Origin of the sequence: Rhodococcus sp. H36-A4 (assembly GCF_027158005.1) — a bacterium.
In the GTDB taxonomy this organism is placed as follows: Bacteria; Actinomycetota; Actinomycetes; order Mycobacteriales; family Mycobacteriaceae; genus Rhodococcoides.
This window is the reverse complement of the sequence record NZ_JAPVLQ010000006.1, coordinates 180,504-207,462: the sequence shown is the minus strand read 5'-3', so window position 1 is coordinate 207,462 and position 26,959 is coordinate 180,504. Positions and strand designations below refer to the sequence as shown.

The following is a 26,959-nucleotide window of genomic DNA, read 5'->3' as shown; positions in this document are numbered from 1 at the left end:
AAACTACGGTCCCCTCCACACGACGGCAGTAGCGCCGTCTATTTCCATCACGGTCACAGTCACTCCCGGTGCGTAGACCTCGGATTCGTCGAGGGGACGCGCAGTCCACACCTCGCCGCCGAGCTTCACCTGACCCTCGTGTGCCGAAACCTGTTCGAGCACAATCGCACTCTTGCCCGACAACGCGGCAGCGTTGGTGGCAAGCGCGGGCGGAGCGGCGAAGCGTCGCAACAACATCGGCCGCACACCCAGCACCAGTACCAAGGACACGAGTCCGAATACAACCGCATCGGCCCACACTGGGAAGTCCGTGACGGCCGAAATGCCGGCGGTGGCTAGAGCACCACCGGCGATCATGAGCAGAAAGAAATCTCCCGTCAGCGCCTCAGCTGCCGCGAGAGCGATTCCTGCGATGAGCCAAATTATCGCCGCCACAACCTCCATCTAACCAGAAATCGGACATCGGGCGGCGGCTCTCACTCGGTTACGAAGTCGACCAGCTGTTCGACCGCTCCGATCAACGGCGCTTCGAGATCTCGGAACGTCGAGACCGACGAATACACATGTCGCCAACCCTGCTTCGGAGTTCCCCACCCGAGCTCGCGACAGATTCCCGTCTTCCAATCCTGACCGCGGGGAATCTTCGGCCAAGCGCTGATTCCGACAGCCTTCGGCCGGACGGCTTCCCACACGTCGATGTACGGGTGACCGGTGACAAGTACGTGCGGGCCGAGCGAGGCAGTCAATTTCGACTCCTTGGATCCCGTGACGAGGTGGTCGACCAGGACACCTACTCGCCGGCCAGGGCCTGGTTCGAATTCGGCCAGGCGCTCACCCAAATTGTCCAGCCCCTCCAGGTGCTCTACGACGACTCCCTCTACTCGGAGGTCGTGGCCCCACACACTTTCCACCAGGGCAGCGTCGTGCACGCCCTCGACCCAGATCCGGCTGGCACGAGCGGTACGAGCACGCAACCCCTCTACCTTGGTAGAGCCGGAGGCCGATCGCGTCGACGTGGCCTTCGGAGATGCCGTCGCACGCACGAGGGTGACGCGCTTGCCGTCGATCAGAAATGCCGCCTCGCGCAATGCGAACAACCGCGTCGTGCGAGCCGAATCTTCGAGGCGTACGAAATCGCCGTCGTACGTGCGCTCGAACCCGACTACCGCCCCGCAATAGCCGGTAGCGGAGTCCTCGACGACGAGTCCGCGCTCGGCAGGCACCTGCGGGACAGGTACCTTTCGCATGCGGCTGTGTCCTGAAAGTATGTCTTCGCCGTACATGTTCGTCACGGCCGACAACGGTAGCCACCCCCACGCCCGAGCGCGCGTCGCCACGCCGACCTATGCTTGGAAGTCGTGAGTTCTCCAAGTGCAAGCCTTGCCGTCTGGGCCAGCTCGTGGCTGGCCGGATTCAGCGCGCCCGACAACGTGATCGATTCGATGGCGGAGTGGGCACCGATGCATCTGGCAGTTGCCGGCGACCAAGAAACGGCGCTCGAGACCGGGCTGCCATGGCCGAGTCCTCGCGACGAGGGCGTGGCAGGCCTACTCACCCTCATTCGCGCTCAGGTACCGAGTGACCGCACAAACCCCGCAATCGAACTCCTCCTCCCCCATCCTGGTGCCACGTCGAACGTGTCACCGAAGAGTCCGTTCGGGCGCCTGGCCATTCAAACCGGAGAGGCCGTTTTGGTCGGCGATCCCGAGACCCGAGGACTGGGACTCGTACCGACCGTAGAGGGGCCGGACGTCCTCCGATGGACGGTGTTCTCGATCGTCCTGCCGGCCCGTGCGATGCGCGACTTCACGCTCGGGGAAGCCGAATACGCCATGCGTGAAGCGGTTCGTGGCGCTGCCGAAGCCCTCGGCTCGCTTCAATCACTACCGACGCGAACCGAACTGGGAGACCCCCGAACACGTATCGCCGTCGAACTCGCCGATCTCGGCCGACACCGCTACCCGTCGGAAATGTCGGACCGGGCACTTCGAGTGCTCGAATCGGCAGATCGAGTGGCAGCCATTCTTTCGGTGGCACAACACTCTTCCCCGACCGAACCCGCCACGGCACTCGGAGCGGCAGCACGTGAGGATTTGATCAGACCGTTGTGGGCTGCGGTGAGGAAAGCTCGTGCGATAGCACTCTCCACCAGTATCGAGTCCAGGGCGCCCGGCCGCTAGCTGGGCCGTGTTGGGCGAACGGGCTGCTCGCAGCATCGAATTGCGCATCGGCTGCCGTTGAGTGTCGAGCCGTACTTCGGGACACTTCCGATTCCACGCGGCGTCGCGTCGCTGATGTGCTCTTCGACGAGTTCGAGGATCATCTGCGCGAACCGAGGGTCCGTTCCCGGTGTCGAGGCCCGCGCGAAAGCGATATTGAGCTCCCTGGCCTTCTCCTCGGCCTCGGTGTCGAGGTCCCAGACGACTTCGAGGTGATCGGAGACGAATCCCACCGGACAAACCACTACCGCTTCTACGCCGTTGTCCGACAGCGCATCCAAATGGTCGCAAATGTCAGGTTCCAACCATGGCACCTGCGGCGGACCTGACCGCGACTGCCAGACGAGGTCGTAGTCGTCCACACCGACGGCTGCCGCAGCGAGCCTGGACGCTTCAGCCACTTGCCTGCTGTAGAGGTGCCCGCCGTCAGCCGGAGGCCCGGCATTTGCGTCGGCAGTGCTCGGAATCGAATGTGCTGTGAACACCAATCTCGCTTTCGAGCGTTTCTCGGGGGGAAGCGAATCCATCGCGGCCGTAATCGAATCGGCGAAAGCGGCGATCAGCAAGGGATGGTCGTAATACTGCCTGATCTTCACCAGGTCGGGTGCGTCGGAACCGACCGCTTCCCTGGCTCTGGCCACATCCTCGTGGTACTGGCGACAACCCGAGTAACCACCCCACGCCGACGTCGGAAACACCAGCGCGCGTTCGATACCGTCCGCCTGCATCTGCGCGAGAGTGTCCTCGACCATCGGATGCCAGTTCCTGTTACCGAAATAGATCGGCAGGTCGACACCGGCCGTGGCGAATTCAGATTCCACAGCGGAGATAATGTCGCGATTGAGCGCATTGATCGGAGACACACCGCCGAAGTGCATGTAGTGCTCGACTACCTCGTCGAGTCGCTCGGGCGGGACCCCACGCCCGCGCGTCACATTCTCGAGAAACGGCCGAACATGTGCAGGCTCCTCCGGGCCGCCGAAGGAAAGAACCAGGATCGCATCGAAACCCGCAGACTCGGTCATGTCCCCATTGTGCGCGCTCGAAGACAACAGGTTCGCTCAGGTTGCCTCATACAAGCATCGATCCACCATCTGGTAGGCCCCCACTCGTCGATGCTTGCATGAGGCCAGACGGACTACATGTCGTCGGGCAACCAGGTGTTGTGGCTGGCACCGCCGTCGACGTACACGATCGAGCCGGTCGTTCCTGGCAACCAATCCGACAGCAACGCCACGATCGACTTGGCGACCACGGTCGGGTTGTCGACATCCCAGCCGATCGGCGCCGATCCGGACCAGTAATCGTTGAGCTGATTCATCTTGGTGGCGTCGCCGGTAGCCGTTCCGGCGATAGCCTTTGCAGCAAGGGTCTTGATCGGCCCGGCAGCAACCAGATTGGACCTGATCTTCTTCGCGGCGCCTACTTCACGAGCCACGTACCGGTTGACCGACTCGAGTGCAGCCTTCGCCACGCCCATCCAGTTGTAGTACGGCATCGAGGTACGCGGATCGAAGTCCATCCCGACGATGGAACCGCCCTCGTTCATGACAGGCAGAACAGCCCGCGCCAGCGACGCGTAACTCCACGCCGAGATTTCGAACGCGCGTGCCGCGTCGGGACCTGGCCCCTCGAGGAACGGCAAAGCACCCGGGCCCATGAGTGTGCGAGGCGCAAAAGCGATCGAATGTAAGACGCCGTCGATGCCTTCGGGGGCTACTTCACGAATACGATCGGCGAGCGCCGACAGGTGCTCCTCGTTGGTGGCGTCGAGTTCGATCGCGGGGGGCACTTCCTTCGGTAGGCGCTGCGCGATGCGATCGATCAACCGAAGCCGATCGAAACCCGTGATGATGACCTTCGCTCCTTGCTCCTGCGCCATGGCTGCGGCGTGGAACGCGATGGAGGCATCGGTGATGATGCCGGTGATGAGAATTGTCTTTCCTTCGAGCAGTCCGCCCATGTTCATCCTTACCGATCGAATCGAAATGAGAAAAGAGGTTTACCAGTTGCGAAAACTCGGATCCCCGAGTGGTCAGTGGCCCATACCGAGACCACCGTCGACGGGAATGACCGCGCCCGAGACGTACGCGGCATCCTCGGAGGCAAGCCAACTGACGACGCCGGCAACCTCGTCCGTCTTTCCCTTGCGGCCGAGTGGAATAGCACTGACAGCCATCTCCTGGTACTTCTCGTCCAATGCCTGCGTCATTTCCGTGTCGATGAAGCCAGGAGCAACGACATTCGCCGTGATCGACCGAGACCCCAGCTCACGAGTGAGCGATCGAGCAAGCCCGATGACGCCGGCCTTCGACGCCGCATAGTTGGCCTGTCCAGGAGTTCCAGCTAGAGCTACAACAGATCCGATGAAGATGAAGCGGCCGTAGCGGGCACGAAGCATCGAGCGGCTAGCGCGCTTGGCGACTCGAAAGGCACCGGTGAGGTTGGCATCGATAACGCGAGAAAACTGGTCCTCGCTCATCCTCATGATCAGCGTGTCGTCAGTGATGCCGGCGTTCGACACCAGAACCTCGACCGGTCCGTGCTTGGCTTCGACCTCTTTGAAAGCAGCATCGATCGACTCGGAATCGGTGACGTCGCAGACGACCCCGAACAGGCCGTCCGGAACCCCGGAACCACGGTGCGTGACGGCTACTTTGTGCCCGTCCTCCGCAAGCCTCTGAGCGATGGACAGACCGATACCTCGGTTCCCTCCCGTGACAAGTACCGATCGAGCAATGAAGTCTGGTTTGGACATGCCTGCAACCTATCTGTTCGTCCCGGAATGACAAAGCGAAACTTACTGGTGAGTAATAACTGGGAATCAGGGCAATCGTTGTCGGAGAACCAAAGCCGTGCCCAAACCCAATGTTGTGAGCAGGACTCCGAGAATCAACCACGGACGGCTCGCATCTCCACGGGTGATCTCGAACCCGATTTGCTCTTCCAGCGTGTCGTACACCGCGCGCAATTCTTCGAGTGAGGAAGCGGTGAAGAAGCTTCCACCGGAAAGATCGGCAATCTCCCGCAAAGACGGGTCGTCGACTGGGACCGGTACTCGTTCGACTCCGGACTCGTCTTCGATGTCGACTGTCCCGTAGCTCGTCCCGAAAGAAATCGTCGAGATCGGTACGTTCTTGTCCTTCGCGGCGCGCGCAGCGGTGTATCCACCCCGCGGATCGTCAGGGCTCTCCGGAACGGTCTGTTTGCCGTCGGACAACAGAACAATTCGAGCAGGCGGGGCCGCATCACCTCCACCGAGCACCGCTCCCAGCGTGTCGATCGACTGCAGCGAGGTAAAAATCGCCTCACCAGTTGCAGTTCGTTCGCTCAATTGAAGTTTGTCGATGGCAGCCTTGGTCGCTTCTCGATTAGCGGTAGGCGATACGAGCACCGATGCCGTTCCAGCGAAGGCAACGAGCCCCAGATTGATACCCGGAGTCAACCCGTCGGCGAACGACTTTCCGGCCTCCTGCGCGGCCGCCAACCGAGACGGTTCGACGTCGGTTGCCTCCATTGACAACGACACGTCGATCACCAGTATCACGGTCGCGCGGTTCCGCGGCACTTTCTGATCAGCAGTCGGGCCCGCCAATGCAATTGTCAGCAGGAGCAGACCAACGAGGATGAGTGCGGTTGGCACGTGACGCAAGTAGTTCGGCCGCGTCGGTGCCACTGTCTCCAACAATTCCATATTGGAGAACCGCAAAGTGTGCTTGTGGCGACGACGCTGCGCCGCGACGTAACCGACGACCAAACCGACAACGACGAGCAGAAACAGCAGCCACCACGGCGAGGTGAACTCGGACAGGCTCACCGGCGACCTGCCCGAGCCGAGTTGACTGCGCTGGAACCGAAGGTGTGGCGGCGCGAAGAAACGAAGCGGACGACGTCCGCTATCCAGTCTCCGTCGGTTCGGAGAGTCAGTCGCGGAGCACCACAGCGACGAAGCGCACGCTCCACGTCCTCGCGATGAGACGCGGCAGCTTCGGCGAAATCAGCACGCAACTGCGGCGTCGTGCTGAACTCACGGGTGCGGCCTGTTTCGGGGTCGTGGAGGACTACATCCCCGACATCCGGCAATTCGAGGTCCCGAGGATCGAGTACTTCCACCGCCAACACGTCGTGCCGTGCAGAGATCGCTCGCAGCGATCGCTCCCAATCGATCGGCCCGAGGAAATCACTGATCACCACTGCCATCCCCCGCCTGCGTTGCGGCCGACGAAGCGCTTCGATGGCCGAACGAAGATCTCCTCGGACGCCGTCTGCGGCACTGGGCGTGGTCGCGATGGTCCGGAGCAACGTCTGTGAGTGGATTCGGCCACCCCTGGCCGGGATCCGAGTCGTTTGCGCTCCAGTAGCAACCACAGCACCGATGCGATTGCCTCCACCACTGGTCAAGTGGGTGATTGCGGCGGCCGCCGCGACAGCCAGATCTCGCTTCTCGCACCCCGTCGTACCGAAATCGAGACTGGCCGACAGATCGACGACCATCCAAGTTTCCAGTTCACGATCCGCAACAGACTGACGGACGTGCGGGTGAGTCGTCCGAGCGGTAACCGACCAGTCCATCTGTCGGACGTCGTCACCAGGCTGGTACTCCCGCGCGTCGCCGGGCTCGGAACCAGGTCCCGGAATCAATCCGAGGTGGTCACCGTGCAACACGCCGTCGAGACGGCGGCGGACTGTCAATTCCAAAGTGCGCAACGCCGCAGCGAGTGTGGGGTCACGTAGTTCACCGCTCCGGAACGACGGGGGCCGCGAGTCGGGTGGTCGACCCGCCCCGCGGGCAAGTGCCCCGCTCACTGCTGCTGGCTACCCACGGCTGGGGAATTCCCCGCGGATTTGTCCAGGGACGGGGCTGGACCCGGCTGTCCTTGTGGCACGCCTGCGTTGTATGCCTGCTGCGGCACTCCCTGCTGCGGTACTCCCTGCTGCGGTACTCCCTGCTGCGGCATTCCCTGTTGCGGAGGATGCTGCGGCGCCGCGCCTTGGTTCGCCGGTTGCTGCGGGACGAAAGGCGCTCGGGGGACCTGCTGCGCGCCGACCGCTTGAGGGGCCACCTGGGGAAGACCCACCGCCTGCAAGATACGAGTGATCACATCTTCCGGAGTCACCTCGTCGGCGAGTGCGTCGTAGGACAGGACGAGGCGGTGACGGAGAACGTCGGGGATCACTTCGAGCACGTCCTGCGGCACCACGTAATCACGTCCTCGCACTAGAGCAAGGGCGCGCGATGCCGAGATGATCCCGAGAGTTGCTCGCGGAGACGCGCCGTATGCGATCCAACTTGCGACGTCGTCGAGACCGAGTTGTTCGGGCGTTCTCGTCGCAGCGATGACGCGGACGACGTAGTCGACGAGTGCATGATGAACGAACACCGAACTCGCGACGTCTTGGAGCCGAACCAGCTCCTCTGGATCGAGGATTTGCTTCGGAGTCGGGACCGCGGTGCCCATCCGGTAGACGATTTCGCGTTCTTCCTCGACAGAGGGGTAGTCGACGACGATTTTGAACAAGAACCGGTCACGCTGAGCTTCGGGAAGGGGATAGACACCTTCGTTCTCGATCGGGTTCTGCGTCGCCATGACCAGAAAGGGGTCGGGCATCGCGAAGGTATGACCACCGATGGACACTTGCCGCTCCGCCATTACTTCCAGCAATGCGGACTGTACTTTTGCGGGTGCGCGGTTGATCTCGTCGGCCAGCACGAAGTTGGCAACGACTGGACCTAGTTCGGTGTCGAATTCTTCGCGCCCCTGCCGATAGATGCGTGTACCGATCAGGTCTGTGGGCACAAGGTCGGGCGTGAATTGAACGCGAGAGAACGTTCCACCGACAACCTTGGCGAAAGTTTCCACTGCAAGGGTCTTCGCCACTCCGGGCACACCCTCGAGGAGTACGTGGCCGCGTGCAAGAAGTCCTACGAGGATCCGTTCGACCAGTCGATCCTGGCCGACGATCACACGCTTGACCTCGTACACGGCCTTTTCGAGGATCTGCACATCATGTGCGAGCCCTGCCGCATCGGTGCGGCCCGATCCATTCCCGCCCGAGGCGCCGCCCTTGGACATGCTGCCGTTCGAACCGCTGTCCTGCGAGACGCTGCCGTTCACTTCGGCGCCGTCACGTGATGTCACCAAGAATTCACCGCTTTCAATCGAATCACTTCTCGGGCACGTTCGGTATCGACCATCGACTATTTCAGACGATGACTGCTTGCGCCGTGAGGCCGCCCCCCAAGGCTACCGATGTCTCCTGTGGGGCGAGCCTACCGAGTGGCCCCCGAAGAATGCCGTCAGGACACCATACGTACTGCATACGGCGTCATACCGTCGTATCGAACGGACGAAACCTTCACGATGTCACCGGATTGAGGGGCTTCGAGCATCTTCCCGTCGCCCAGATACAGCGCGACGTGCTGACTGGCGTTCGGTCCATAGAAGATCATGTCCCCGCGCTTCATGTTCGAGGATGGGACCTGTTTGCCTGCCGTGTATTGATAGCCCGTGTAGTGCGGCAGCGATATGCCGAGTCCCCCGAACGCGTAGATCATCAATCCGGAACAGTCGAAGCCGACCTTGTTGTAGTCGCCGTAGCTATCGGCCACTCCCCCGTCCCGGATTCCTTTCGTCGGTCCGTTTTCGTCGCCGCCACCCCAGGAATACGGGACGCCCAGCTGGGACATTCCGCGGTCGATGGCGAGCTCGACTGCTGCACTGCCGGTGAGGGACGAACTCGATTGGCCCGAGCTTCGCGGCTTCTTCGGTGTCGTGGGTGTCGTGGTGCCCGTGCTGCCTGCAGAGTCGCTGCCGGTGGAGTCGCTGACGACAGAGTCCTGATCTTCGTCGATATCGGCGTGGGATCGTTGACCTGCTGCTGCGGCAGCCGCAGCCGCACTCGCAGCCTGGTTCGCTGCAACCCTGGCAGCAGCTTGAACTGCCGCCTGCTTCGCTGCGGCCGCCGCGGCGGCAATGGCTGCATCCTCCGCTGCCTTCTGTGACTCCCAGGTCGAATAGGCGACGCGCTGATCGGCAAGTCCTGCCACGTTCGATCGTGCGGAATCGAGCTGACTCTGCGCTGAGTCACGCTCGCTCTCGATCGCAGCCTTCTGTTCTGCCTGGGCTTGGAGCGCGGCGCGGGCGGTCGCTATCGCTTCCTCGGCATCTGCTTTCTTGGACTCTGCTGTCGAGGCTGCGGCATCGGCTTGTTGTTTGGACTCGCGAGCCGCGGAGTCACGGTTGGCCTGTTCGGTTCTGGCCCGTTGGAGACCGTCGAGCACAGCGTTCTGGCTGTTCGACAGAACCTTCAGTACCTGCGCACGGTCGAGAACGTCGTCTGGTCCACTCGATCCGAGGAACGAGGACACCGAGGCGACGCCTGTGCCCTGGGTGTAGCTCGACACGGCGAAATCGTTGAACTTTTGCTGTGCCGCCTGGATTCGAACACCTGCATCGGTGAGAGCCTGCTGAGCAAAGACGACGAGTTGCGAAGCTACGTCGGCGGCGTCGCGAGCATTTTGAAGATCGACGAGGGCCTTGTTGACGTCCTCGCGTTTGATCGCCACGTCAGCATCGAGTTGGGCGAGCTGTTGGTTCGCAGACGCGACTTGATTGATCAGCGCACCCACGGCACCGAGTTGTTGCTCTACCGCGGAGCCCGCGGCGGCAATGTCGGAGTCGGATGGGTTGGGCGGCGGCGGCGGAACAGCGAGAGCGGTGCTGGAAGCGCCGCTTATCAATGCAACAACCATTCCGGCCCCAACGAAGACTCTCGCGGTTTTGGAGAACGCGCAGCGGCGTGTCCCGCGGAATGCTCGTCGCGTCAAAGTTGTCTCCCTCTGCTCCGGCGCTCGCGACGTTCTATCGATCGTCGACGCCGAAGGAGAGGACCCAGCACCCACATCAGGTGCCGGAATTCGCGCTCATCGGGCAGGGAGGAAGCACGCAGCATCACCACAGGTGTAGACCACGTCGGTCCCACCCGAAGCAGGCGTCACCCGAGGTAACTCGGATAGACCTCTGCCCTCTGCGACACTCCTTCCCCAGCAGTGCCAATGGCACCGTACGACACTTCGCACACTAAAGAAACTCCAGTCCCAAAGAACATATATGTAATTCGACCAGCGCAAATGCCCTGAACTCGGTGTTTACGCGAAACAGTTTTTTCGACTTTTTCCAACAGATGACGAACGCCCCGACCAGAAGTCGGGGCGTACGGTCCTGCGGTATCCGGCAGAGTCGATTTTCAGCGTTCGGTGGCAGACTCGCCAGAAGAGTTGCTCGGTTCGGATGCCGGCGTGGGCCGCTCCGTTTCGCGAAGCTCTGAAGTCGAGACAGCCCGCGCCTTGTGGCGCCGGATTTTCGCCATTGCAGTTGCTGCTGCCACCGCCGTGACGAGAACAAGGATCAGACCCGTGATCAAACCCCACGGAGTCTGCGGGCCGACCAGCGTGTCGACGAAGTTGTCGGCTCCGACGACAGGATTGCCCGTGTAGGTGCGATCTTGCCCAGCTTCGAGCGTCACTCGGCTGACAGTGTCACTGAAAGACCCCACCTGACCTGGGCTCAAGACGAGGACGGTGCCGCCGTCCTGGGTACCGACCGCTGTCGCAAGATCACGTAACTGAGAATCGTGAATGGGGTCCTTTTCCATCACCACGATCCCGAGATCGACTCCATGCTCCTCTGCACGCTGAACTACGACCTGCAGATCGCTCCGAAGTGCAGGAGGCGCACTGACCCCGGACTCGGCGACGTCGGCCACGACCGAATCGATGTCCGTGCCGGGTGGGACTTCGGCGGCCAGCGGAACAAAAGCAAGAATCGGATCAGGCATCTCTCGTCCAGTCGCAATAGCGGAGTCGGTGGGTGGCGGTCGTTACCGAACAGTACGAGCGGCCCGTCCGAACCTTACGTCACCGACTCCTCGCAGGATCGCATTGGACACTGGCGGCATGGCCGGTAGTGAGGTTGCCCTGCATTGCGAAGGTAGTGCCACTGCGTGAGGATTGTCGGTGTAGGGCTCGCCGACACACCATCAGGCCTGCCCTCAGGGTTTCACAGGACAAGCGTACTGTTAGACTTACAACGAGGCGTTCGGCGCACCGCTCGGTCGCGTAGAAGGTCTCGCTTCAACCGTCGACACAGCCCCGTCGGCGGTGTGCCTCATAGACGAGTGGAGCTGAAGTGACCGCTAGTAATAACTCATTCGGTGCAAAGGGCACCCTCGAGGTCGGAAAGAACTCCTACGAGATCTTCCGTCTGTCGGCCTTGCCCGGTGCCGAAAAGTTGCCATACGCACTGAAGGTCCTCGCGGAGAACCTCCTTCGCACCGAGGACGGTGCCAACATCACCGCCGACCATATTCGTTCGATCGCTTCGTGGGATCCGTCCGCGGACCCGAGCATCGAAATTCAATTCACCCCAGCTCGAGTCATCATGCAGGACTTCACCGGCGTGCCCTGCATCGTCGACCTGGCCACCATGCGCGAAGCCGTGACCACACTGGGCGGCGACCCGAGCAAGGTCAACCCGCTCTCTCCTGCCGACATGGTCATCGACCACTCGGTGATTCTCGACGTGTTCGGCCGCGCCGATGCCCTCGAGCGCAACGTGGACCTCGAGTACGAGCGCAACGGCGAGCGCTACCAGTTCCTTCGTTGGGGACAGGGCGCGTTCGACGACTTCAAGGTCGTACCCCCCGGCATGGGTATCGTGCACCAGGTCAACATCGAGTACCTGGCACCGACCGTCATGACCCGCAACGGCCAGGCGTATCCCGATACGTGCGTCGGTACCGATTCACACACCACGATGGTCAACGGCCTGGGCGTGTTGGGTTGGGGCGTCGGCGGGATCGAAGCCGAAGCAGCAATGCTCGGCCAGCCGGTCTCGATGCTCATCCCCCGCGTCGTCGGCTTCAAGCTCTCCGGGGAGATTCAGCCCGGCGTGACCGCGACCGACGTCGTTCTCACCGCGACCGAAATGCTCCGTAAACACGGCGTCGTCGGCAAGTTCGTGGAGTTCTACGGCAAGGGCGTCGCAGAGGTACCTCTGGCCAACCGAGCAACGCTGGGCAACATGAGCCCCGAGTTCGGTTCCACCGCGGCAATTTTCCCGATCGACGAAGAGACCATCAACTACCTGCGCCTGACCGGCCGCAGCGACGAGCAGCTGGCGCTTGTCGAGGCGTATGCCAGGGAACAGGGCATGTGGCACGACCCGGAGAACGAGCCCGTGTACTCCGAGTACATCGAGCTCGACCTCAACACCGTCGTTCCGTCCATTGCCGGACCGAAGCGCCCGCAGGACCGAATTCTGTTGTCGGAGTCCAAGCCTGCGTTCCGCAGGGACATCCACAACTACGTCGATGAGAGCCACCCCGCACACGAGGGTGACAGCAAGCTCGACGAGGCACTCAACGAGTCGTTCCCCGCGAGCGACCCCGCTTCACTGTCGTTCACCGAGGACGACGCCGTCGCCGTCCAGTCCGCCGCGTACGGTTCCGACGGTCGCCCGAGCAAGCCGATCACCGTCAAGTCCGAAGAGGGCGCCGAGTTCGTCCTCGACCACGGCGCGGTCGTCGTCGCAGGCATCACCTCCTGCACCAACACCTCGAACCCGTCGGTCATGCTCGGCGCTGCACTGCTCGCGCGCAACGCCGTCGACAAGGGCTTGACCACCAAGCCGTGGGTCAAGACCAACATGGCGCCCGGCTCGCAGGTAGTCACCGACTACTACGAGAAGGCCGGTCTGTGGCCGTACCTCGAGAAGCTCGGCTACTACCTCGGTGGCTACGGATGCACCACCTGCATCGGCAACACCGGTCCTCTCGCCGAACCGATCTCGAAAGCGATCAACGACAACGACCTTTCGGTCACTGCAGTGCTCTCCGGTAACCGAAACTTCGAGGGTCGGATCTCCCCCGACGTCAAGATGAACTACCTGGCTTCGCCCCCACTCGTCATCGCATACGGTCTCGCCGGCACGATGGACTTCGACTTCGAGACCGACTCTCTCGGAGACGACCACGACGGCAAGCCCGTCTACTTGAAGGACATCTGGCCGTCCGCACAGGAGATCGACGACACGATCAAGTCGTCCATCAGCCAGGACATGTTCCGCAAGTCGTACAAGACGATTTTCGACGGGGACAGCCGCTGGCAAAACCTTTCGACCCCCGAGGGTGACACGTTCGCGTGGGACGAGAAGTCCACCTATGTGCGCAAGCCCCCGTACTTCGACGGCATGACAATGGACCCGGAGCCGGTCAAGGACATCAAGGGCGCTCGCGTCCTTGCACTGCTGGGAGATTCGGTCACCACCGACCACATCAGCCCAGCCGGCCCGATCAAGGCCGGAACGCCTGCTGCCCAGTACCTGGACTCGCATGGAGTCGAGCGCAAGGACTACAACTCGCTCGGTTCGCGCCGCGGCAACCACGAGGTCATGATTCGTGGAACGTTCGCTAACATCCGCCTGAAGAACCAGCTCCTCGATGACGTCTCGGGCGGTTACACCCGTGACTTCACCCTGGAAGATGGACCGCAGGCCTTCATCTACGATGCTTCGCAGAACTACCAGGCCGCCGGCATTCCGCTCGTGGTCCTCGGTGGTAAGGAGTACGGTAGCGGCTCTTCACGTGACTGGGCTGCCAAGGGAACCAGCCTGCTCGGCGTCAAGGCCGTCATCACTGAGTCCTTCGAGCGTATCCACCGCTCCAACCTCATCGGGATGGGCGTTGTTCCGCTTCAGTTCCCGGTTGGCGAGAGCGCTGCATCGCTGAAGCTCGACGGCACCGAGACATTCGATATCGTCGGCGTCGAGAAGCTGAACGAGGGTGTCACACCCAAGACGATGGCAGTCACGGCGACGAAGACCGACGGCACGAAGGTCGAATTCGACGCCGTGGTGCGCATCGACACCCCCGGCGAGGCGGACTACTACCGCAACGGCGGCATCTTGCAGTACGTCCTCCGCAATATGATCCGAGGCTAGGCACTTCTTTTCAAGCTCGGCCCTGGTGAGTGAACTCGACCAGTGAGACTCAGAACGCGCACGACCACTTCGAGCCCGGTTCAGGCTCGAACAGACAGTGGGCGTGCGCGTTCTGCGCTGAAGGCGGGACCACGTATCAGCCTATGAAGGAGGCAGTGTGCCGAAGGTCAGTGAGGACCATTTGGCAGCACGACGTAGCGAGATCCTCGACGGCGCACGACGTTGCTTCGGTGAATTCGGCTACGAGGGTGCGACGGTCCGCCGCCTCGAGGAGACGACTGGTCTGTCCAGAGGTGCGATCTTTCACCACTTCAAGGACAAGGACGGGTTGTTTCTCGCGCTCGCGCAGGAAGATGCTCGACGAATGGCAGAAGTGGCTGCTCGTCAAGGCCTGGTTCAGGTCATGCGGGACATTCTCGAGCAACCCGATCGGTTCGAGTGGCTCGGTACTCGGCTGGAAATAGCGCGGCGCTTACGCACCGATCCGGAATTCAGGAAGAGCTGGGCGGAGAAATCCTCGGAACTCACCGATGCAACCCTTGCCCGTCTGGAACGTCAGAAAACGGCGGGCAAACTGCGTGAGGACGTTCCGAAGGATGTGATGCACGACTATCTCGATCTCGTGCTCGACGGTCTTGTCGCTCGCATCGCCTCCGGTCAGGGAGGACCAAATCTCTCGGCGGTACTGGACCTTGTCGAAGCATCGGTTCGCAGGCCCGACAGCACTTAGCCCCCTGTACAGCTATTCGGCGCGATGTCACTTCTGCCGATTAGGGCCGCCCCTCGAACGTAACGCGACACCCGATTCGGCCAGTATCTTGTGCACGAATCCGTAGGATCTGCCGAGATCGTGGGCCAGACTGCGAATGCTGGCCCCTGCGGAGTACTGCTCCTGCAGTGACGCTCGGAGCCGATCGCGCGATTCGCCGGTAATCCGTGCGCCTTTACCGATAGGCGGGCCCTCGGACTCGGTGACGGATCCTCGGGCCGGTAGTGGTGGCATGGCGTTCCTCCAGTCAGCGACACTTCACTCACCGAACACCCCCGCACAACCAGGGTAGAGGACATCACACTTCGACCACGAGAAAATCGCCGATCAGGCCAGCTGAATCAGTTCAAGGTAGTCCTGCGACCAGTGGTCCTCGTTGCCGTCGGGCAGCAGAATGACCCGCTCGGGTGACAGAGCTTCGGCCGCACCAGGGTCGTGAGTGACCAACACGACGGCTCCCTTGTAACTACGGAGAGCATCGAGCACCTGTTCACGTGAAATCGGGTCGAGGTTGTTCGTCGGCTCGTCGAGAAGCAGGACGTTGGCTGCAGAGGACACAAGTCCGGCAAGTGCAAGTCTGGTCTTCTCACCGCCCGACAGCGTGCCCGCCGGCTGCTCCAGCTGCGGTCCGGTAAACATGAACGCCCCCAGCAGCGAGCGCAACTCCTGCTCCCCTGTGTCCGGTGCCGCATGGCGAATGTTCTCCCACACCGACGCGCGATCGTCGAGTGTGTCGTGTTCCTGTGCGAAGTATCCGACGCGGAGTCCGTGGCCGGCGAGGATCTCACCGGCGTCGGACTTTTCGGTACCCGCAAGAATCCGAAGCAAGGTCGTCTTACCCGCACCGTTGAGTCCGAGTACTACGACGCGGCTGCCGCGGTCGATGGCCAGATCGACTCCGGCGAAGATTTCCAGCGACCCGTACATCTTGGTGAGGTTCTTCGCCATGAGGGGGGTCTTGCCGCAGGGTGCAGGTTCAGGGAAGCGGATGTGCGCAACTTTGTCCGAGACTCGCTCGGCGTCGAGGTTGGCCATGAGCTTGTCGGCACGCTTTGCCATGTTCTGCGCGGCAACAGCTTTGGTTGCTTTCGCGCCCATCTTCGCGGCCTGCACGCGCAACGCGCCTGCCTTCTTCTCCGCATTGGCACGCTCACGCCGCCTGCGCTGCTCGTCGGTTGCCCGAGCATCGATGTACTTTTTCCAGTTCATGTTGTAGACATCGGCTTCGCCGCGCACCGCATCGAGGAACCACACGCGGTTGACTACGTCACTCAGAAGGTCGACGTCGTGGCTGATCACGATCAACCCGCCATCGTGATTCTGCAGGAACCCACGGAGCCAGGTGATGGAGTCGGCGTCGAGGTGGTTGGTGGGTTCGTCGAGCAGTAGTGTCGTGTCGGACCGTCCGCCGCTCCCGTCGGAGGCCGCGAACAGAATGCGCGCAAGTTCCACGCGCCGACGTTGGCCGCCGGACAGCGTGCGCAGTGCTTGGGCGAGAATGCGATCGGCAAGTCCCAGGCTGTTGCAGATTCGCGCTGCTTCGCTCTCTGCTTCGTAACCGCCCAGCGATGCGAATCGCTCCTCGAGCTCGCCGTACTTGCGGACCGCCTTGTCCAGAAGCGCCTCGTCGGCGACCTCGGCCATCAACGCCTGCTGCTTCTCCATGCGATGCAACAAGGTGTCGAGTCCACGCGCGGAGAGAACTCGATCCCGGGCAAGCACATCGAGGTCGCCCTCTTTCGGGTCCTGTGGCAAGTATCCGAGATCGCCCGTACGCACAACGGTGCCCGCGTAGGGTTCGCCCTCACCCGCAAGAATTCTCAGCGTCGTGGTCTTGCCCGCTCCGTTACGGCCGACCAACCCGATACGGTCTCCACCTTGTACGCGGAGTGCTGGTCCTTGCGTCGAGAGCAACGTGCGGACACCGGCACGAACTTCCAAGTCGGTGGCGGTAATCACGCGGGTGCTCCTAGCTATAGCGGGCGAAGTTCGGCGTCTGGCCGTTTTCACGAGCGGTCGAGTCGCAGGCGGTAGCGAACGATGACTCGTCGAAGGTGCGCTGGGCCTGGCCCTGAAACCACTCATGGCCCATGAACCTCCCATTTTAACCCCTCGGGGGCCGTGCTACCGACCGTCCGAGCAGTGACACCGGTAACGTCTTGATTCATGACCGCCGCAAAAACAGCCCAAGAGCAGGATCTGACAGGCCGAGTGGCTCTCGTCACCGGTGCCAGCCGAGGAATCGGCAAGGCAATCGCCGCCGAGCTGCTTGCTCGAGGCGCACGTGTGACGATCACCGCTCGTAAACCGGAACCGCTGGCCGAGGCGGCCCGCCAACTCGGCGAAGCCACCGGAAACGGGACCGACAGGGTCCTGGCAATTGCAGGCAATGCCGGTGATGCGGGCTCCCGTCGCGACTCGGTGGACAAGACGATCGAGGTATTCGGTTCGCTCGACATCCTGATCAACAACACCGGCATCAATCCTGTCTACGGTTCGCTGATGGACGCCGATCTCGACGGTGTCAAGAAGATCTTCGACACCAATGTCGTCGCCACATTGGGGTACATCCAGGAGGCCTACCGAGCCTGGATGGGCGCGCACGGTGGTGCCGTAGTGAACGTCGCGAGCGTCGCAGGCCTGCGCTCCACGGGTGTGATCGCTGCGTACGGCGCTTCCAAAGCGGCCCTGATCCGCTTGACCGAAGAACTCGCGTGGCAGCTGGGACCATCGATACGAGTGAACGCAGTCGCACCGGGCGTGGTCAAGACGAAGTTTGCCGAGGCGCTGGTGGCTGGAGGTGAGGAGCACGCTGCCGCGGCATATCCGATGAAGCGGCTCGGATCTCCGGAAGACGTCGCAAGTCTCGTGGGATTCCTCGTATCCGACGCATCGTCCTGGATCACCGGCGAAACCGTCCGGGTGGATGGCGGATTGCTGGCCACCGGCGGACTGTGAACGATTCAACGCTGTCCCAAGACGTTGCGGCGGACCTCGTCGTGGTCGGGCTGGGCCCGGCGGGTCGCGCCCTCTCACATCGAGCGTCCGCCGCCGGGGTCGACGTCGTAGCCATCGATCCTCACCCCAACAGGCGCTGGACCCCGACATATTCGGCCTGGTCGGACGAGCTCCCCCACTGGCTCCCCGCCGCAGCCGTCGCGTCGACCATCGCTCGGCCGGCGGCGTGGACGGTACGACGTCACACGATCGATCGGAGGTATTGCGTACTCGACACCGCTGCGCTGCAACAGGTGCTCAGCGAAGGATCCACACGTGTGCTCCGAGGAACAGCCACATCGGTGACCAAGGACGCCGTGCGTCTCGCCGACGGGAGAACGGTCACCGGACGCACGATTGTCGACGCGCGCGGATCCGCCGGCGTGCTAGGTCTCGCCGAACAGACGGCATACGGCATCGTCGTCGATCGCTCGGCGGGCGTTTCGCTCCTGGAGGACACCAGTGCTTGGTTCATGGACTGGCGATACGACAATGGCACCTCACCTGAGGAGGTACCGAGCTTTCTGTATGCGGTCCCGCTCGACGACGATCGAATCCTGCTCGAAGAGACCTGTCTTGTGGGGAGTCCGCCACTGGGTCTCGATGTCCTACGAGATCGCCTCGCGAAACGATTACACAACCGCGGCGCCCGCCCGACGGGGACCGAGCCGATCGAACGCGTCCGGTTTCCGGTACAACCGCCAGGGCACCTGCGAGGTGAACGCGGGGCTGTGCGGTTCGGCGCACGATCCAGTCTCATGCACCCCGCCACCGGCTACAGCGTCGCAGCATCACTGGCCACAGCCGACACCGTAGTCGCGACACTTCGCACCGGAAATTCTGTTCGCCCCCTGTCGGTTTGGGCGGTCCAACGTCTACGCAACCTCGGGCTACGTACCGCGCTCGAACTCGAACCCGAGCTGATCCCCCACTTCTTCGCCAGCTTCTTCGAGCTTCCGGTCGCCCAGCAGACTGCCTACCTGTCCAACCGAACGGATCCACTCGCAACGATGAACGCAATGATGCGAATGTTCCCGACGCTGCCACCTCGAGCTCGCATGGCGATAGCGCGAACGGTAGTCAATCCGCGGCGGGGAAACGGCCATCACTCGTCGTCTCGATAACGAAACCCTCGACACGACACCCGTGCCTCGTGAATCATGAACCTCATGCGTTCCATATGGAAGGGATCTATCGCCTTCGGGCTCGTCAACGTGCCTGTCAAGGTGTACTCCGCGACGGAGACACACGACATCCGGTTCCACCAGGTACACGCGAAAGACGGCGGTCGGATCAAATACGATCGTGTCTGCTCCGAATGCGGCAAATCGGTGCAGTTCGCCGACATCGACAAGGCGTACGACTCACCCGACGGTGAACGCGTCATCCTGACCGACGAAGATTTCGACAAGCTCCCCGCCGCCGAAAAACACGAGATCCCGGTCCTGGAATTCGTCCCTACCGAACAAATCGATCCCATCCTGTACGACAAGAGCTATTTCCTCGAACCCGACTCTTCGTCGCCGAAGGCATATGTGCTGTTGCGACAGACACTCCTGGATACGGAACGTACCGCGCTGGTGCATTTCACCTTGCGGCAGAAGACGCGACTGGCCGCCTTGCGGGTTCGCGAGAATACTCTTGTGATCCAGACATTGCTGTGGCCGGACGAGGTGCGGGCCGCGGAATTCCCCTCGCTGGACGATGCACCCGAAGCAAGGCCTCAGGAAGTCAAGATGGCCACCTCACTGGTGGAGAGTATGTCGTCAGATTTCGATCCCACGGAGTACACGGACGACTACCAGATCGAACTACGTAAGCTGATCGACGACACGATCGAGAACGGTGGAGAGAAGGTCGTCCGTCCCGAGGGCGAGACAACCAGCGACGGCGAAGACGCCGAGGTCGTCGACCTGGTGGCTGCCCTCCAACGCAGCGTCGAAGCCGCGGGCAAGAGCGCCAAGACCGCACACTCGTCTTCCAAGACCAAGACGGCCGCGAACAAGGGTGCGTCGGAGAACAAGAGTGCGTCGGAGGAGAAAACTCCGCAGAAGAAGGCGGCCGCAAAGAAAGCACCCGCCAAAAACACTGCGCCGTCAAAGCGACCCGCTGCCGAAAAGTCGGCGCCGGCTAGAAAAGGCGCATAACCGAACCTGCATCGACCAAAAACCTGCAGGTTCGTTCAAGCTAGGACGCCTTCGAGCAAAATTCGGTTCACCAGAACGTCCAGGACATACCGAGCGTACTGGTGAACCTACGCGTAATTAGCCCTCACGAGGCGAGATCACACGGTAAAGCCGAGAGCCCTGAGCTGCTCACGTCCGTCGTCGGTGATCTTGTCCGGTCCCCAAGGCGGCATCCACACCCAATTGATCTTCAGGTCGGCGCACAGACCACTTCGCACAAGCGCGCCACGCGCCTGATCTTCGATGACGTCTGTCAGCGGGCACGCAGCCGAAGTCAGCGTCATATCGACCGTGACGATGTCGTCGGCGTCGATATTGATGTCGTACACCAGGCCGAGGTCGACGACGTTGATCCCGAGCTCGGGGTCGACCACATCGCGCATTGCCTCTTCGAGGTCTTCGAGAACCTTGATCTCATCCGGGGTGAGCGATGCAGGCACCGCCGTAGACGACGAGTCGGCCGGAGCCGAGCCGGCCGAGTCGGTCTCGGGCGCAGCAGTGGCACCGTTCTGCGAATCGGTTGTCTGTGTCTGGGTCATACCTGTCCTCCGGATCGTGCGGGTGCTGCGGGAGTCTCTTCTACTATTCGAACAACCGCATCCTTGAAGGCCATCCATCCGAGCAGCGCACACTTGACGCGGGCGGGATATTTGGACACTCCAACGAACGCGATTCCATCGCCGATGACATCCTCGTCACCATCTACGGTACCTCTGCTGCCGACCATTTCACTGAAGGCATCCACGACTCTCATCGCTTGCTCGACGGGTAGTCCGATGACCTGATCCGTGAGGACCGAAGTCGCAGCCTGACTGATCGAACAGCCCTGCCCGTCGTAGGACACGTCGGTGACGGTTCCACCATCGTCGATGTTCACCCGCAACGTCACCTCGTCACCGCAAGTCGGGTTGACGTGGTGGACCTCGGCTCCGAACGGCTCGCGAAGACCGCGCCCGTGCGGGTGTTTGTAGTGGTCGAGAATGACCTCTTGGTACATCTGCTCCATGCGCATGTCAGGCAGCACCTCTGGTCCCGAAGAACTTCTGGGCGTGCTCGATCGCCGAACCCAGCGCATCTACTTCATCGAACGTGTTGTACAGAGCAAACGACGCTCTCGCAGTGGCTGCGACACCGAAACGGCGGTGCAAAGGCCACGCGCAGTGGTGCCCGACGCGGATAGCAACACCGTCATCATCGAGAATCTGACCGAGATCGTGTGCGTGGACGCCGTCGACGACGAACGACACCGCTGACCCTCGATCGATGTTCTCGGTCGGTCCGATCACTCGAACACCCTCGATATTTGCAAGCATGTCGAGTGTCGCTCCGACGAGGGTGTGCTCGTGCGCCGCAATTGCGTCCATACCGATCGACCCGAGATAAGCGACCGCTGCGCCGAGTCCGACCACCTGAGAAGCCATCGGTACGCCCGCTTCGAACCGCTGAGGCGGCGGCGCGTAAGTGGTCTTCTCCATTGTCACTGTCTCGATCATCGAACCGCCTGTCACGAATGGCGGCATCGCGTCGAGGAGTTCTGCTTTGCCGTACAAAACGCCGACGCCCGACGGCGCCAGCATCTTGTGCCCCGAGAACGCCGCGTAGTCGACATCGAGTGCATGAAAGTCCACGCTCATATGCGGCACGGACTGGCATGCGTCGAGCACGACGAGCGCCCCGACCTCACGAGCCCGTCGAACGAGCTCGGCAACAGGTGACACCGCGCCCGTCACGTTCGACTGATGAGTGAACGAGACAACCTTGACCGCATCGGTGAGCTTCAGAGAATCGAGATCGATCCGTCCCTCGTCGGTCACGCCGAACCATCGCAGCGTGGCACCGGTTCGTCTGGCTAATTCCTGCCACGGCACCAGGTTGGCGTGATGCTCGAGTTCCGTGATCACGATCTCGTCGCCAGGTCCGACGTGGCGATCGAATCGATCGTCTCCGAGAACATAGGTGACGAGATTGAGCGCCTCGGTGGCGTTCTTGGTGAACACGAGTTCACCGGCGTCCGCACCGACGAACGACGCGATGGCGGCGCGGGCGCCCTCGTACGCGTCGGTCGCTTCTTCGGCGAGCTGATGTGCGCCACGATGAACCGCGGCGTTGCACGTCAGCAGAAACTCACGTTCTGCGTCCAGAACCTGGACCGGGCGCTGAGATGTAGCACCCGAGTCCAAGTACACCAACGGCTTACCGTCGCGAACCGTACGCGAAAGGATCGGGAAATCGGCACGGATCGAGCTGACATCCAATGTGCTGTTCGACAGAGCTGCTGGTGCAGCCATACTTACGCTCCTGTGGTCGCAGGCTGAGTGAAGTCGGTGTAGCCATCGGCCTCGAGCTCGTCTGCCAACTCTGCTCCACCGGACTTCACGATCTCGCCATCGACGAACACGTGAACGAAGTCGGGCTTGATGTAGCGGAGAATCCGCGTGTAGTGCGTGATCAACAGAACGCCGCCGTTCTCGCGTTCCTTGTACTTGTTGACACCCTCCGAAACGACTCGGAGCGCATCGACGTCGAGACCGGAGTCGGTCTCGTCGAGGATGGCGATCTTGGGCTTCAGCATTCCGAGCTGCAGGATCTCGTGGCGCTTCTTCTCACCACCGGAGAAGCCTTCGTTGACGTTCCGCTCGAGAAAAGCCGCATCGATTTCGAGTTCGGACAGGGCCGTCTTGGCTTCCTTGACCCAGTGCCGAAGCTTCGGAGCCTCACCGCGGACAGCCGTCGCTGCAGTGCGGAGGAAGTTCGACATCGACACTCCGGGAACCTCGACCGGGTACTGCATCGCGAGAAACAAACCTGCGCGAGCCCGCTCGTCGACAGTCATCGCGAGCACATCTTCGCCGTCGAGCGTGATGGTGCCCGAGGTCACTGCGTACTTCGGGTGACCGGCGATGGCGTAGGACAACGTCGATTTACCGGATCCGTTGGGGCCCATGATCGCGTGTGTTTCACCGGACTTCACGGTCAGGTTCACACCCTTGAGGATGTTGATGGGCTCAGCGGTTGTGTCGGAGTTTGCGACGCTGACGTGCAGGTCGCGGATTTCGAGCGTGGACATGAAATTTTCCTTACGAATGTCGATAACTACGGGAGCCGGAATTTACGAGCCGACGAGGGCCAGTTCGGCCTCGATCGCGGCATCGAGTCGCTCACGAACCGCGGGGACCGGAATCTTGTCGATGACTTCGTGGAAGAAGCCGCGCACGACGAGTCGTCGAGCCACTTCTTCGGAGATTCCTCTGGACCGGAGGTAGAAAAGCTGTTCGTCGTCGAACCTGCCGGTCGCACTGGCGTGGCCTGCACCGACGATCTCGCCGGTTTCGATTTCGAGATTCGGTACCGAATCGGCGCGTGCGCCGTCTGTCAGAACCAGGTTGCGGTTCAATTCGAAGGTTTCGGTTCCCTCTGCTTCAGCCCGGATCAGAACGTCGCCGATCCATACGGTGTGGGCATCGTGCTTACCGACACCGACCTCGCCCTGCAGGGCACCCTTGTACATGACATTCGACTTGCAATGCGGCGCCGAATGATCGACGAGCAAACGCTGCTCCAGATGCTGACCCGCATCGGCGAAGTAGACGCCGAGGAGGTTTGCATCGCCGCCGGGAGCGTCATAATGCACGGTCGGGCTGATGCGAACCAGATCGCCACCGAGACTGACGTTGAAGTGCCTCAGTGTCGCGTCGCGGCCGAGCCGAGCGTGGTGAGCTCCGACGTGCACTGCGTCGGACTCCCATTCCTGGATCAGTACGACCGAGAGGTTGGCTCCGTCGCCGATGACGAACTCGATATTCTCCGCGTAGGTGCCCGATCCGACCTGGTCGATCACCACGGTCGCCTTGGCGAACTTGTCCAGGCGAATCTGCAGGTGACCGTATGAGACAGCATCGATGCCAGGCCCGGTGACTGTGATCTGCACAGGCTCGACGACCTCGTTCTCGGACGCCACCGAGACGATCGTAGCCTCGGTGAATGCCGAATACGCTTGCGCAGCAATGCGATCCGCGGGAACGCCGGCGACACCGATACGTGCATCGTCACGGCCGACCGTCTCCACTGTCACACCCTCGGGTGCCTGGACGAGAACGTCGGACCCGGCGGTGGCCACCGCGGAACCGTCGTGCAGCCCCTTGAGTCGACGAATCGGCGTAAATCTCCACAGCTCGTCACGGCTGGAGGGGACCTCGAAGGCGTTGACATCGTACGAGGTGAACTGAGCACCCTTGTTCGCAACGATGGCCGACTTGTCCTCGGCCGCTGGATTCTCCGACGCTACGGCGCCCTGAACTCCTGTGAGCGACTGTTCTGTATTCGAATTGGTCACTTAACCGACCGACCCTTCCATCTGAAGCTCGATGAGCCGGTTCAGTTCGAGTGCATATTCCATCGGAAGCTCACGCGCGATCGGTTCGACGAATCCGCGCACCACCATCGCCATCGCTTCGTCCTCGGTGAGGCCACGGCTCATCAGGTAGAACAGTTGGTCGTCACTGACCTTCGAGACTGTCGCCTCGTGGCCCATGGACACGTCGTCTTCGCGGATGTCGACATAGGGATATGTATCCGAGCGCGAGATATTGTCGACGAGAAGTGCATCGCACTTGACGGTCGAGCGGGACCCATAGGCTCCCTTGTTGATCTTGACCAATCCTCGGTACGAAGTCCGTCCTCCACCGCGAGCTACGGACTTGCTCACGATGTTCGATGACGTGTGCGGCGCGAGGTGCAGCATCTTCGAGCCCGTGTCCTGGTGCTGGTCGGGGCCGGCGAACGCCACGGACAGGACCTCACCCTTGGCGTACTCACCCGTCATCCATACAGCGGGGTACTTCATGGTGACCTTGGAGCCGATGTTGCCGTCGACCCACTCCATCGTGGCGCCTGCTTCTGCCTTCGCACGCTTGGTCACCAGGTTGTAGACATTGTTGGACCAGTTCTGGATCGTCGTGTAACGGCAACGACCACCCTTCTTGACGATGATCTCCACGACGGCCGAGTGCAACGAGTCCGACTTGTAGATGGGTGCGGTGCAGCCCTCGACGTAGTGCACGTAGGCACCCTCGTCGACGATGATCAGAGTGCGCTCGAACTGCCCCATGTTCTCGGTGTTGATCCGGAAGTAGGCCTGCAGCGGGATGTCGACATGGACGCCTGGCGGGATATAGATGAAGGATCCACCCGACCAGACCGCGGCGTTCAGCGCGGAGAACTTGTTGTCCCCTGCAGGGATGACCGTGCCGAAGTACTCGCGAAAGAGTTCGGGCTGTTCCTTGAGCGCGGTATCGGTGTCGAGAAAGAGCACCCCTTGCGCTTCCAGGTCCTCGCGGATCGAGTGATAGACGACCTCGGACTCGTACTGCGCGGCAACGCCGGATACGAGACGCTGCTTCTCGGCCTCAGGGATACCTAGCTTGTCGTAGGTGTTCTTGATGTCCTCGGGAAGATCTTCCCAGGTCGCAGCCTGCTTCTCGCTGGAGCGAACGAAGTACTTGATGTTGTCGAAGTGGATACCTTCGAGGTCCGCACCCCAGTTGGGCATGGGCTTGCGGTCGAACGTCTTCAGTGCCTTCAGCCGCGACTCCAGCATCCATTCGGGCTCGCTCTTCTTCGCCGAGATGTCACGCACCACCAACTCGGAGAGTCCACGCTTGGCGCTGGCTCCGGCGACGTCGGAGTCCGACCAACCGAAACCGTAAGTACCCAGCGACGCAATCGTCTCGTCCTGAGTAAGAGGAGCAGCGGGGGTCAGCGGCGCAACGGGTGTCACCTGGTCTGGTGTGACGGTCATGCGAGCTCCTTCCGGGGGCTTGTGCGATCTCCGGTACTGGGCTGAGCACCGGAAGTTATGGATGAGGCGGGGTGGGGCATGGAATTCGACTTTTTCGAAATCTCGGGGCGGTTCCGACCGGTGAACGGAACATGCGTAGTGCAGGCGCAGTCGCCGTTCGCGATGGTCGCCAGTCGTTGCACGTGAGTTCCGAGCAGATCGGAGAAGGCTTGCCGTTCGGCGTCGCACAGCTCAGGAAACTCGGAGGCCACATGCGAGACGGGGCAGTGGTGTTGACAGATCTGCACGCCGTTGCCTACCTGACGGGTCGTGGCGGCAAATCCTGCAGCAGTGAACGCGTCGGCGATCCGATCCGCTGCTTCTTCCACGTCCACAGGTCGACTTCCCACCGCTGGCTCGACATCGGCCACGATGGCTTCGACGCGCTGGCGTGCGAAGGCCTCGATCGCACGGTCCCCGCCGATCTTGCGTAACTGACGCATTGCTGCGCCTGCAAGATCGTCGTAGGTGTGTCCAAGCCTGCTGCGACCGACTGCAGTCAACTGGAAATGCTTGGCCGGTCTTCCGCGGCCTCGTTGAGTAACGACGGTAGAGGACGTTATTCGCGCCTCACCGTTGTCGATGAGTGCTTCGAGATGTCGTCTGACCCCGGCAGCACTGAGGCCCAGACGGGTACCGATATCGGAGGCGCTGATCGGGCCCTCTTCGAGAAGTAGGGTGACAACAGCTCCCCGCGTCTGGCCTTCGTGACCGACAACAGCTGAACCCGTCACCGTGGAGGTGGTGCCGCGACGTGCGCGTTCTCCCCCATGCGTGGTACTCGCTGATGATTTCACAACACCAGTGTGACGGAATTAGCCGGTATGGTCCACCAAGGGTGCCCTACTTCACCAGAGTCGGTACCAGGGAATACTGGCGCGGTCTTCATCTGCTGCCGAATCTCTCCCGGATGCACTGCGATCGACGGGCTGTGCAGCGTCACAGATACGCTG

The 26,959-nt window shown here is 61.7% G+C and carries 25 protein-coding genes; 6 read left to right on the top strand and 19 right to left on the bottom strand.

What is annotated here, in order from left to right; genetic code table 11:
• Positions 1-3: 3 nt before the first annotated feature.
• Positions 4-435 carry an NfeD family protein gene (locus O1W68_RS17605; RefSeq protein WP_084349008.1) on the bottom strand — a complete coding sequence of 144 codons (432 nt, stop codon included), beginning with the start codon at positions 433-435 and terminating at the stop codon, positions 4-6.
• Positions 436-476: 41 nt separating this feature from the next.
• A complete protein-coding gene (locus O1W68_RS17600) occupies positions 477-1,283 on the bottom strand; it encodes a DUF3097 domain-containing protein (protein WP_269306069.1) in 807 nt (268 codons plus the stop codon).
• A 75-nt stretch (positions 1,284-1,358) separates the two neighbouring features.
• Between O1W68_RS17600 and O1W68_RS17595 the strand changes: the two genes are divergently transcribed.
• Positions 1,359-2,180 carry a hypothetical protein gene (locus O1W68_RS17595; RefSeq protein ID WP_269305720.1) on the top strand — a complete coding sequence of 274 codons (822 nt, stop codon included), beginning with the start codon at positions 1,359-1,361 and terminating at the stop codon, positions 2,178-2,180.
• Here the strand turns inward: O1W68_RS17595 and O1W68_RS17590 are convergent.
• The 8 genes from O1W68_RS17590 to O1W68_RS17555 all read right to left on the bottom strand — a co-directional run bounded on the left by O1W68_RS17590 (position 2,177) and on the right by O1W68_RS17555 (position 11,057).
• The gene (locus O1W68_RS17590; protein ID WP_269305718.1) at positions 2,177-3,244 is read right to left on the bottom strand and encodes a ferrochelatase; all 1,068 of its coding nucleotides are present in this window, start codon (positions 3,242-3,244) and stop codon (positions 2,177-2,179) included. The genes O1W68_RS17595 and O1W68_RS17590 overlap by 4 nt on opposite strands.
• Before the next feature lie 113 nt (positions 3,245-3,357).
• Positions 3,358-4,182 (bottom strand): NADH-dependent enoyl-ACP reductase InhA, encoded by an 825-nt coding sequence (gene inhA / locus O1W68_RS17585; RefSeq protein WP_136169039.1) that lies wholly within the window; start codon positions 4,180-4,182, stop codon positions 3,358-3,360.
• Between the two features lie 72 nt (positions 4,183-4,254).
• Positions 4,255-4,977, bottom strand: coding sequence for a 3-oxoacyl-ACP reductase FabG1 (gene fabG1, locus O1W68_RS17580; protein WP_136169040.1), 723 nt, complete (start codon positions 4,975-4,977; stop codon positions 4,255-4,257).
• 66 nt (positions 4,978-5,043) lie between these two features.
• Positions 5,044-6,036 (bottom strand): VWA domain-containing protein, encoded by a 993-nt coding sequence (locus tag O1W68_RS17575; RefSeq protein ID WP_269305714.1) that lies wholly within the window; start codon positions 6,034-6,036, stop codon positions 5,044-5,046.
• A complete protein-coding gene (locus O1W68_RS17570; protein ID WP_269305712.1) occupies positions 6,033-7,025 on the bottom strand; it encodes a DUF58 domain-containing protein in 993 nt (330 codons plus the stop codon). Before O1W68_RS17570 ends, O1W68_RS17575 begins: the two co-directional genes overlap by 4 nt.
• Complete coding sequence (locus O1W68_RS17565; protein ID WP_442972409.1) at positions 7,022-8,293, bottom strand: AAA family ATPase; 1,272 nt, start codon at positions 8,291-8,293, stop codon at positions 7,022-7,024. Before O1W68_RS17565 ends, O1W68_RS17570 begins: the two co-directional genes overlap by 4 nt.
• Positions 8,294-8,517: 224 nt before the next feature.
• Entirely contained in the window at positions 8,518-10,047 is a 1,530-nt protein-coding gene (locus O1W68_RS17560; protein ID WP_442972393.1) for an NlpC/P60 family protein, read from the bottom strand.
• A 419-nt stretch (positions 10,048-10,466) separates the two neighbouring features.
• Positions 10,467-11,057: an Rv1476 family membrane protein gene (locus O1W68_RS17555; RefSeq protein WP_269305706.1), complete on the bottom strand. Its 591-nt coding sequence runs from the start codon at positions 11,055-11,057 to the stop codon at positions 10,467-10,469.
• Positions 11,058-11,407: 350 nt separating this feature from the next.
• On the opposite strand from O1W68_RS17555, the gene O1W68_RS17550 reads away from it, so the two are divergent.
• Together O1W68_RS17550 and O1W68_RS17545 are read left to right on the top strand one after the other, a co-directional pair.
• Positions 11,408-14,218, top strand: coding sequence for an aconitate hydratase (locus tag O1W68_RS17550; RefSeq protein WP_269305704.1), 2,811 nt, complete (start codon positions 11,408-11,410; stop codon positions 14,216-14,218).
• A 157-nt stretch (positions 14,219-14,375) separates the two neighbouring features.
• On the top strand, positions 14,376-14,948 hold the full coding sequence (locus O1W68_RS17545; RefSeq protein WP_269305702.1) for a TetR/AcrR family transcriptional regulator: 573 nt from the start codon (positions 14,376-14,378) through the stop codon (positions 14,946-14,948).
• Positions 14,949-14,975: 27 nt separating this feature from the next.
• Here the strand turns inward: O1W68_RS17545 and O1W68_RS17540 are convergent, their stop codons facing one another.
• Together O1W68_RS17540 and O1W68_RS17535 are read right to left on the bottom strand one after the other, a co-directional pair.
• A complete protein-coding gene (locus O1W68_RS17540) occupies positions 14,976-15,221 on the bottom strand; it encodes a helix-turn-helix domain-containing protein (RefSeq protein WP_269305701.1) in 246 nt (81 codons plus the stop codon).
• A gap of 93 nt (positions 15,222-15,314) precedes the next feature.
• A complete protein-coding gene (locus O1W68_RS17535) occupies positions 15,315-16,946 on the bottom strand; it encodes an ABC-F family ATP-binding cassette domain-containing protein (RefSeq protein ID WP_269305699.1) in 1,632 nt (543 codons plus the stop codon).
• A gap of 207 nt (positions 16,947-17,153) precedes the next feature.
• On the opposite strand from O1W68_RS17535, the gene O1W68_RS17530 reads away from it, so the two are divergent.
• The 3 genes from O1W68_RS17530 to ku are packed head-to-tail and all read left to right on the top strand — an operon-like array spanning position 17,154 to position 20,131.
• The gene (locus tag O1W68_RS17530) at positions 17,154-17,945 is read left to right on the top strand and encodes an SDR family oxidoreductase (RefSeq protein WP_269305697.1); all 792 of its coding nucleotides are present in this window, start codon (positions 17,154-17,156) and stop codon (positions 17,943-17,945) included.
• A complete protein-coding gene (locus tag O1W68_RS17525) occupies positions 17,942-19,108 on the top strand; it encodes a lycopene cyclase family protein (RefSeq protein ID WP_269305695.1) in 1,167 nt (388 codons plus the stop codon). Before O1W68_RS17530 ends, O1W68_RS17525 begins: the two co-directional genes overlap by 4 nt.
• A 45-nt stretch (positions 19,109-19,153) precedes the next feature.
• A complete protein-coding gene (ku, locus tag O1W68_RS17520; RefSeq protein ID WP_269305693.1) occupies positions 19,154-20,131 on the top strand; it encodes a non-homologous end joining protein Ku in 978 nt (325 codons plus the stop codon).
• A gap of 137 nt (positions 20,132-20,268) precedes the next feature.
• Here the strand turns inward: ku and O1W68_RS17515 are convergent, their stop codons facing one another.
• Genes O1W68_RS17515 through O1W68_RS17485 form a run of 7 tightly spaced genes read right to left on the bottom strand, consistent with a single transcriptional unit; the run spans position 20,269 to position 26,740 of the window.
• A complete protein-coding gene (locus O1W68_RS17515; RefSeq protein ID WP_269305692.1) occupies positions 20,269-20,709 on the bottom strand; it encodes a metal-sulfur cluster assembly factor in 441 nt (146 codons plus the stop codon).
• Complete coding sequence (gene sufU, locus O1W68_RS17510; RefSeq protein ID WP_269305690.1) at positions 20,706-21,182, bottom strand: Fe-S cluster assembly sulfur transfer protein SufU; 477 nt, start codon at positions 21,180-21,182, stop codon at positions 20,706-20,708. The genes O1W68_RS17515 and sufU overlap by 4 nt, the downstream gene beginning before the upstream one ends.
• 1 nt (position 21,183) lies before the next feature.
• The gene (locus O1W68_RS17505; protein WP_269305688.1) at positions 21,184-22,458 is read right to left on the bottom strand and encodes a cysteine desulfurase; all 1,275 of its coding nucleotides are present in this window, start codon (positions 22,456-22,458) and stop codon (positions 21,184-21,186) included.
• A 2-nt stretch (positions 22,459-22,460) separates the two neighbouring features.
• Positions 22,461-23,237, bottom strand: a complete 777-nt coding sequence (sufC, locus tag O1W68_RS17500) for a Fe-S cluster assembly ATPase SufC (protein ID WP_269305686.1) — start codon at positions 23,235-23,237, stop codon at positions 22,461-22,463.
• Positions 23,238-23,279: 42 nt separating this feature from the next.
• A complete protein-coding gene (gene sufD / locus O1W68_RS17495; RefSeq protein WP_269305684.1) occupies positions 23,280-24,503 on the bottom strand; it encodes a Fe-S cluster assembly protein SufD in 1,224 nt (407 codons plus the stop codon).
• Positions 24,504-25,967: a Fe-S cluster assembly protein SufB gene (gene sufB, locus O1W68_RS17490; RefSeq protein WP_088943144.1), complete on the bottom strand. Its 1,464-nt coding sequence runs from the start codon at positions 25,965-25,967 to the stop codon at positions 24,504-24,506. It lies immediately after the preceding gene.
• The gene (locus tag O1W68_RS17485) at positions 25,964-26,740 is read right to left on the bottom strand and encodes a helix-turn-helix transcriptional regulator (protein WP_269306066.1); all 777 of its coding nucleotides are present in this window, start codon (positions 26,738-26,740) and stop codon (positions 25,964-25,966) included. Before O1W68_RS17485 ends, sufB begins: the two co-directional genes overlap by 4 nt.
• Positions 26,741-26,959: the final 219 nt, after the last annotated feature.

Excerpts from the sequence above, each read along its gene's own strand:
- sufU (WP_269305690.1), bottom strand. The coding sequence starts at position 21,182 with ATGCGCATGGAGCAGATGTACCAAGAGGTCATTCTCGACCACTACAAA.
- O1W68_RS17600 (WP_269306069.1), bottom strand. The coding sequence starts at position 1,283 with ATGTACGGCGAAGACATACTTTCAGGACACAGCCGCATGCGAAAGGTA.
- inhA (WP_136169039.1), bottom strand. The coding sequence starts at position 4,182 with ATGGGCGGACTGCTCGAAGGAAAGACAATTCTCATCACCGGCATCATC.
- O1W68_RS17505 (WP_269305688.1), bottom strand. The coding sequence starts at position 22,458 with ATGGCTGCACCAGCAGCTCTGTCGAACAGCACATTGGATGTCAGCTCG.
- O1W68_RS17515 (WP_269305692.1), bottom strand. The coding sequence starts at position 20,709 with ATGACCCAGACACAGACAACCGATTCGCAGAACGGTGCCACTGCTGCG.
- O1W68_RS17540 (WP_269305701.1), bottom strand. The coding sequence starts at position 15,221 with ATGCCACCACTACCGGCCCGAGGATCCGTCACCGAGTCCGAGGGCCCG.
- O1W68_RS17590 (WP_269305718.1), bottom strand. The coding sequence starts at position 3,244 with ATGACCGAGTCTGCGGGTTTCGATGCGATCCTGGTTCTTTCCTTCGGC.
- ku (WP_269305693.1), top strand. The coding sequence starts at position 19,154 with ATGCGTTCCATATGGAAGGGATCTATCGCCTTCGGGCTCGTCAACGTG.
- sufC (WP_269305686.1), bottom strand. The coding sequence starts at position 23,237 with ATGTCCACGCTCGAAATCCGCGACCTGCACGTCAGCGTCGCAAACTCC.
- sufB (WP_088943144.1), bottom strand. The coding sequence starts at position 25,967 with ATGACCGTCACACCAGACCAGGTGACACCCGTTGCGCCGCTGACCCCC.
- O1W68_RS17565 (WP_442972409.1), bottom strand. The coding sequence starts at position 8,293 with ATGTCCAAGGGCGGCGCCTCGGGCGGGAATGGATCGGGCCGCACCGAT.
- fabG1 (WP_136169040.1), bottom strand. The coding sequence starts at position 4,977 with ATGTCCAAACCAGACTTCATTGCTCGATCGGTACTTGTCACGGGAGGG.
- O1W68_RS17555 (WP_269305706.1), bottom strand. The coding sequence starts at position 11,057 with ATGCCTGATCCGATTCTTGCTTTTGTTCCGCTGGCCGCCGAAGTCCCA.
- O1W68_RS17530 (WP_269305697.1), top strand. The coding sequence starts at position 17,154 with ATGACCGCCGCAAAAACAGCCCAAGAGCAGGATCTGACAGGCCGAGTG.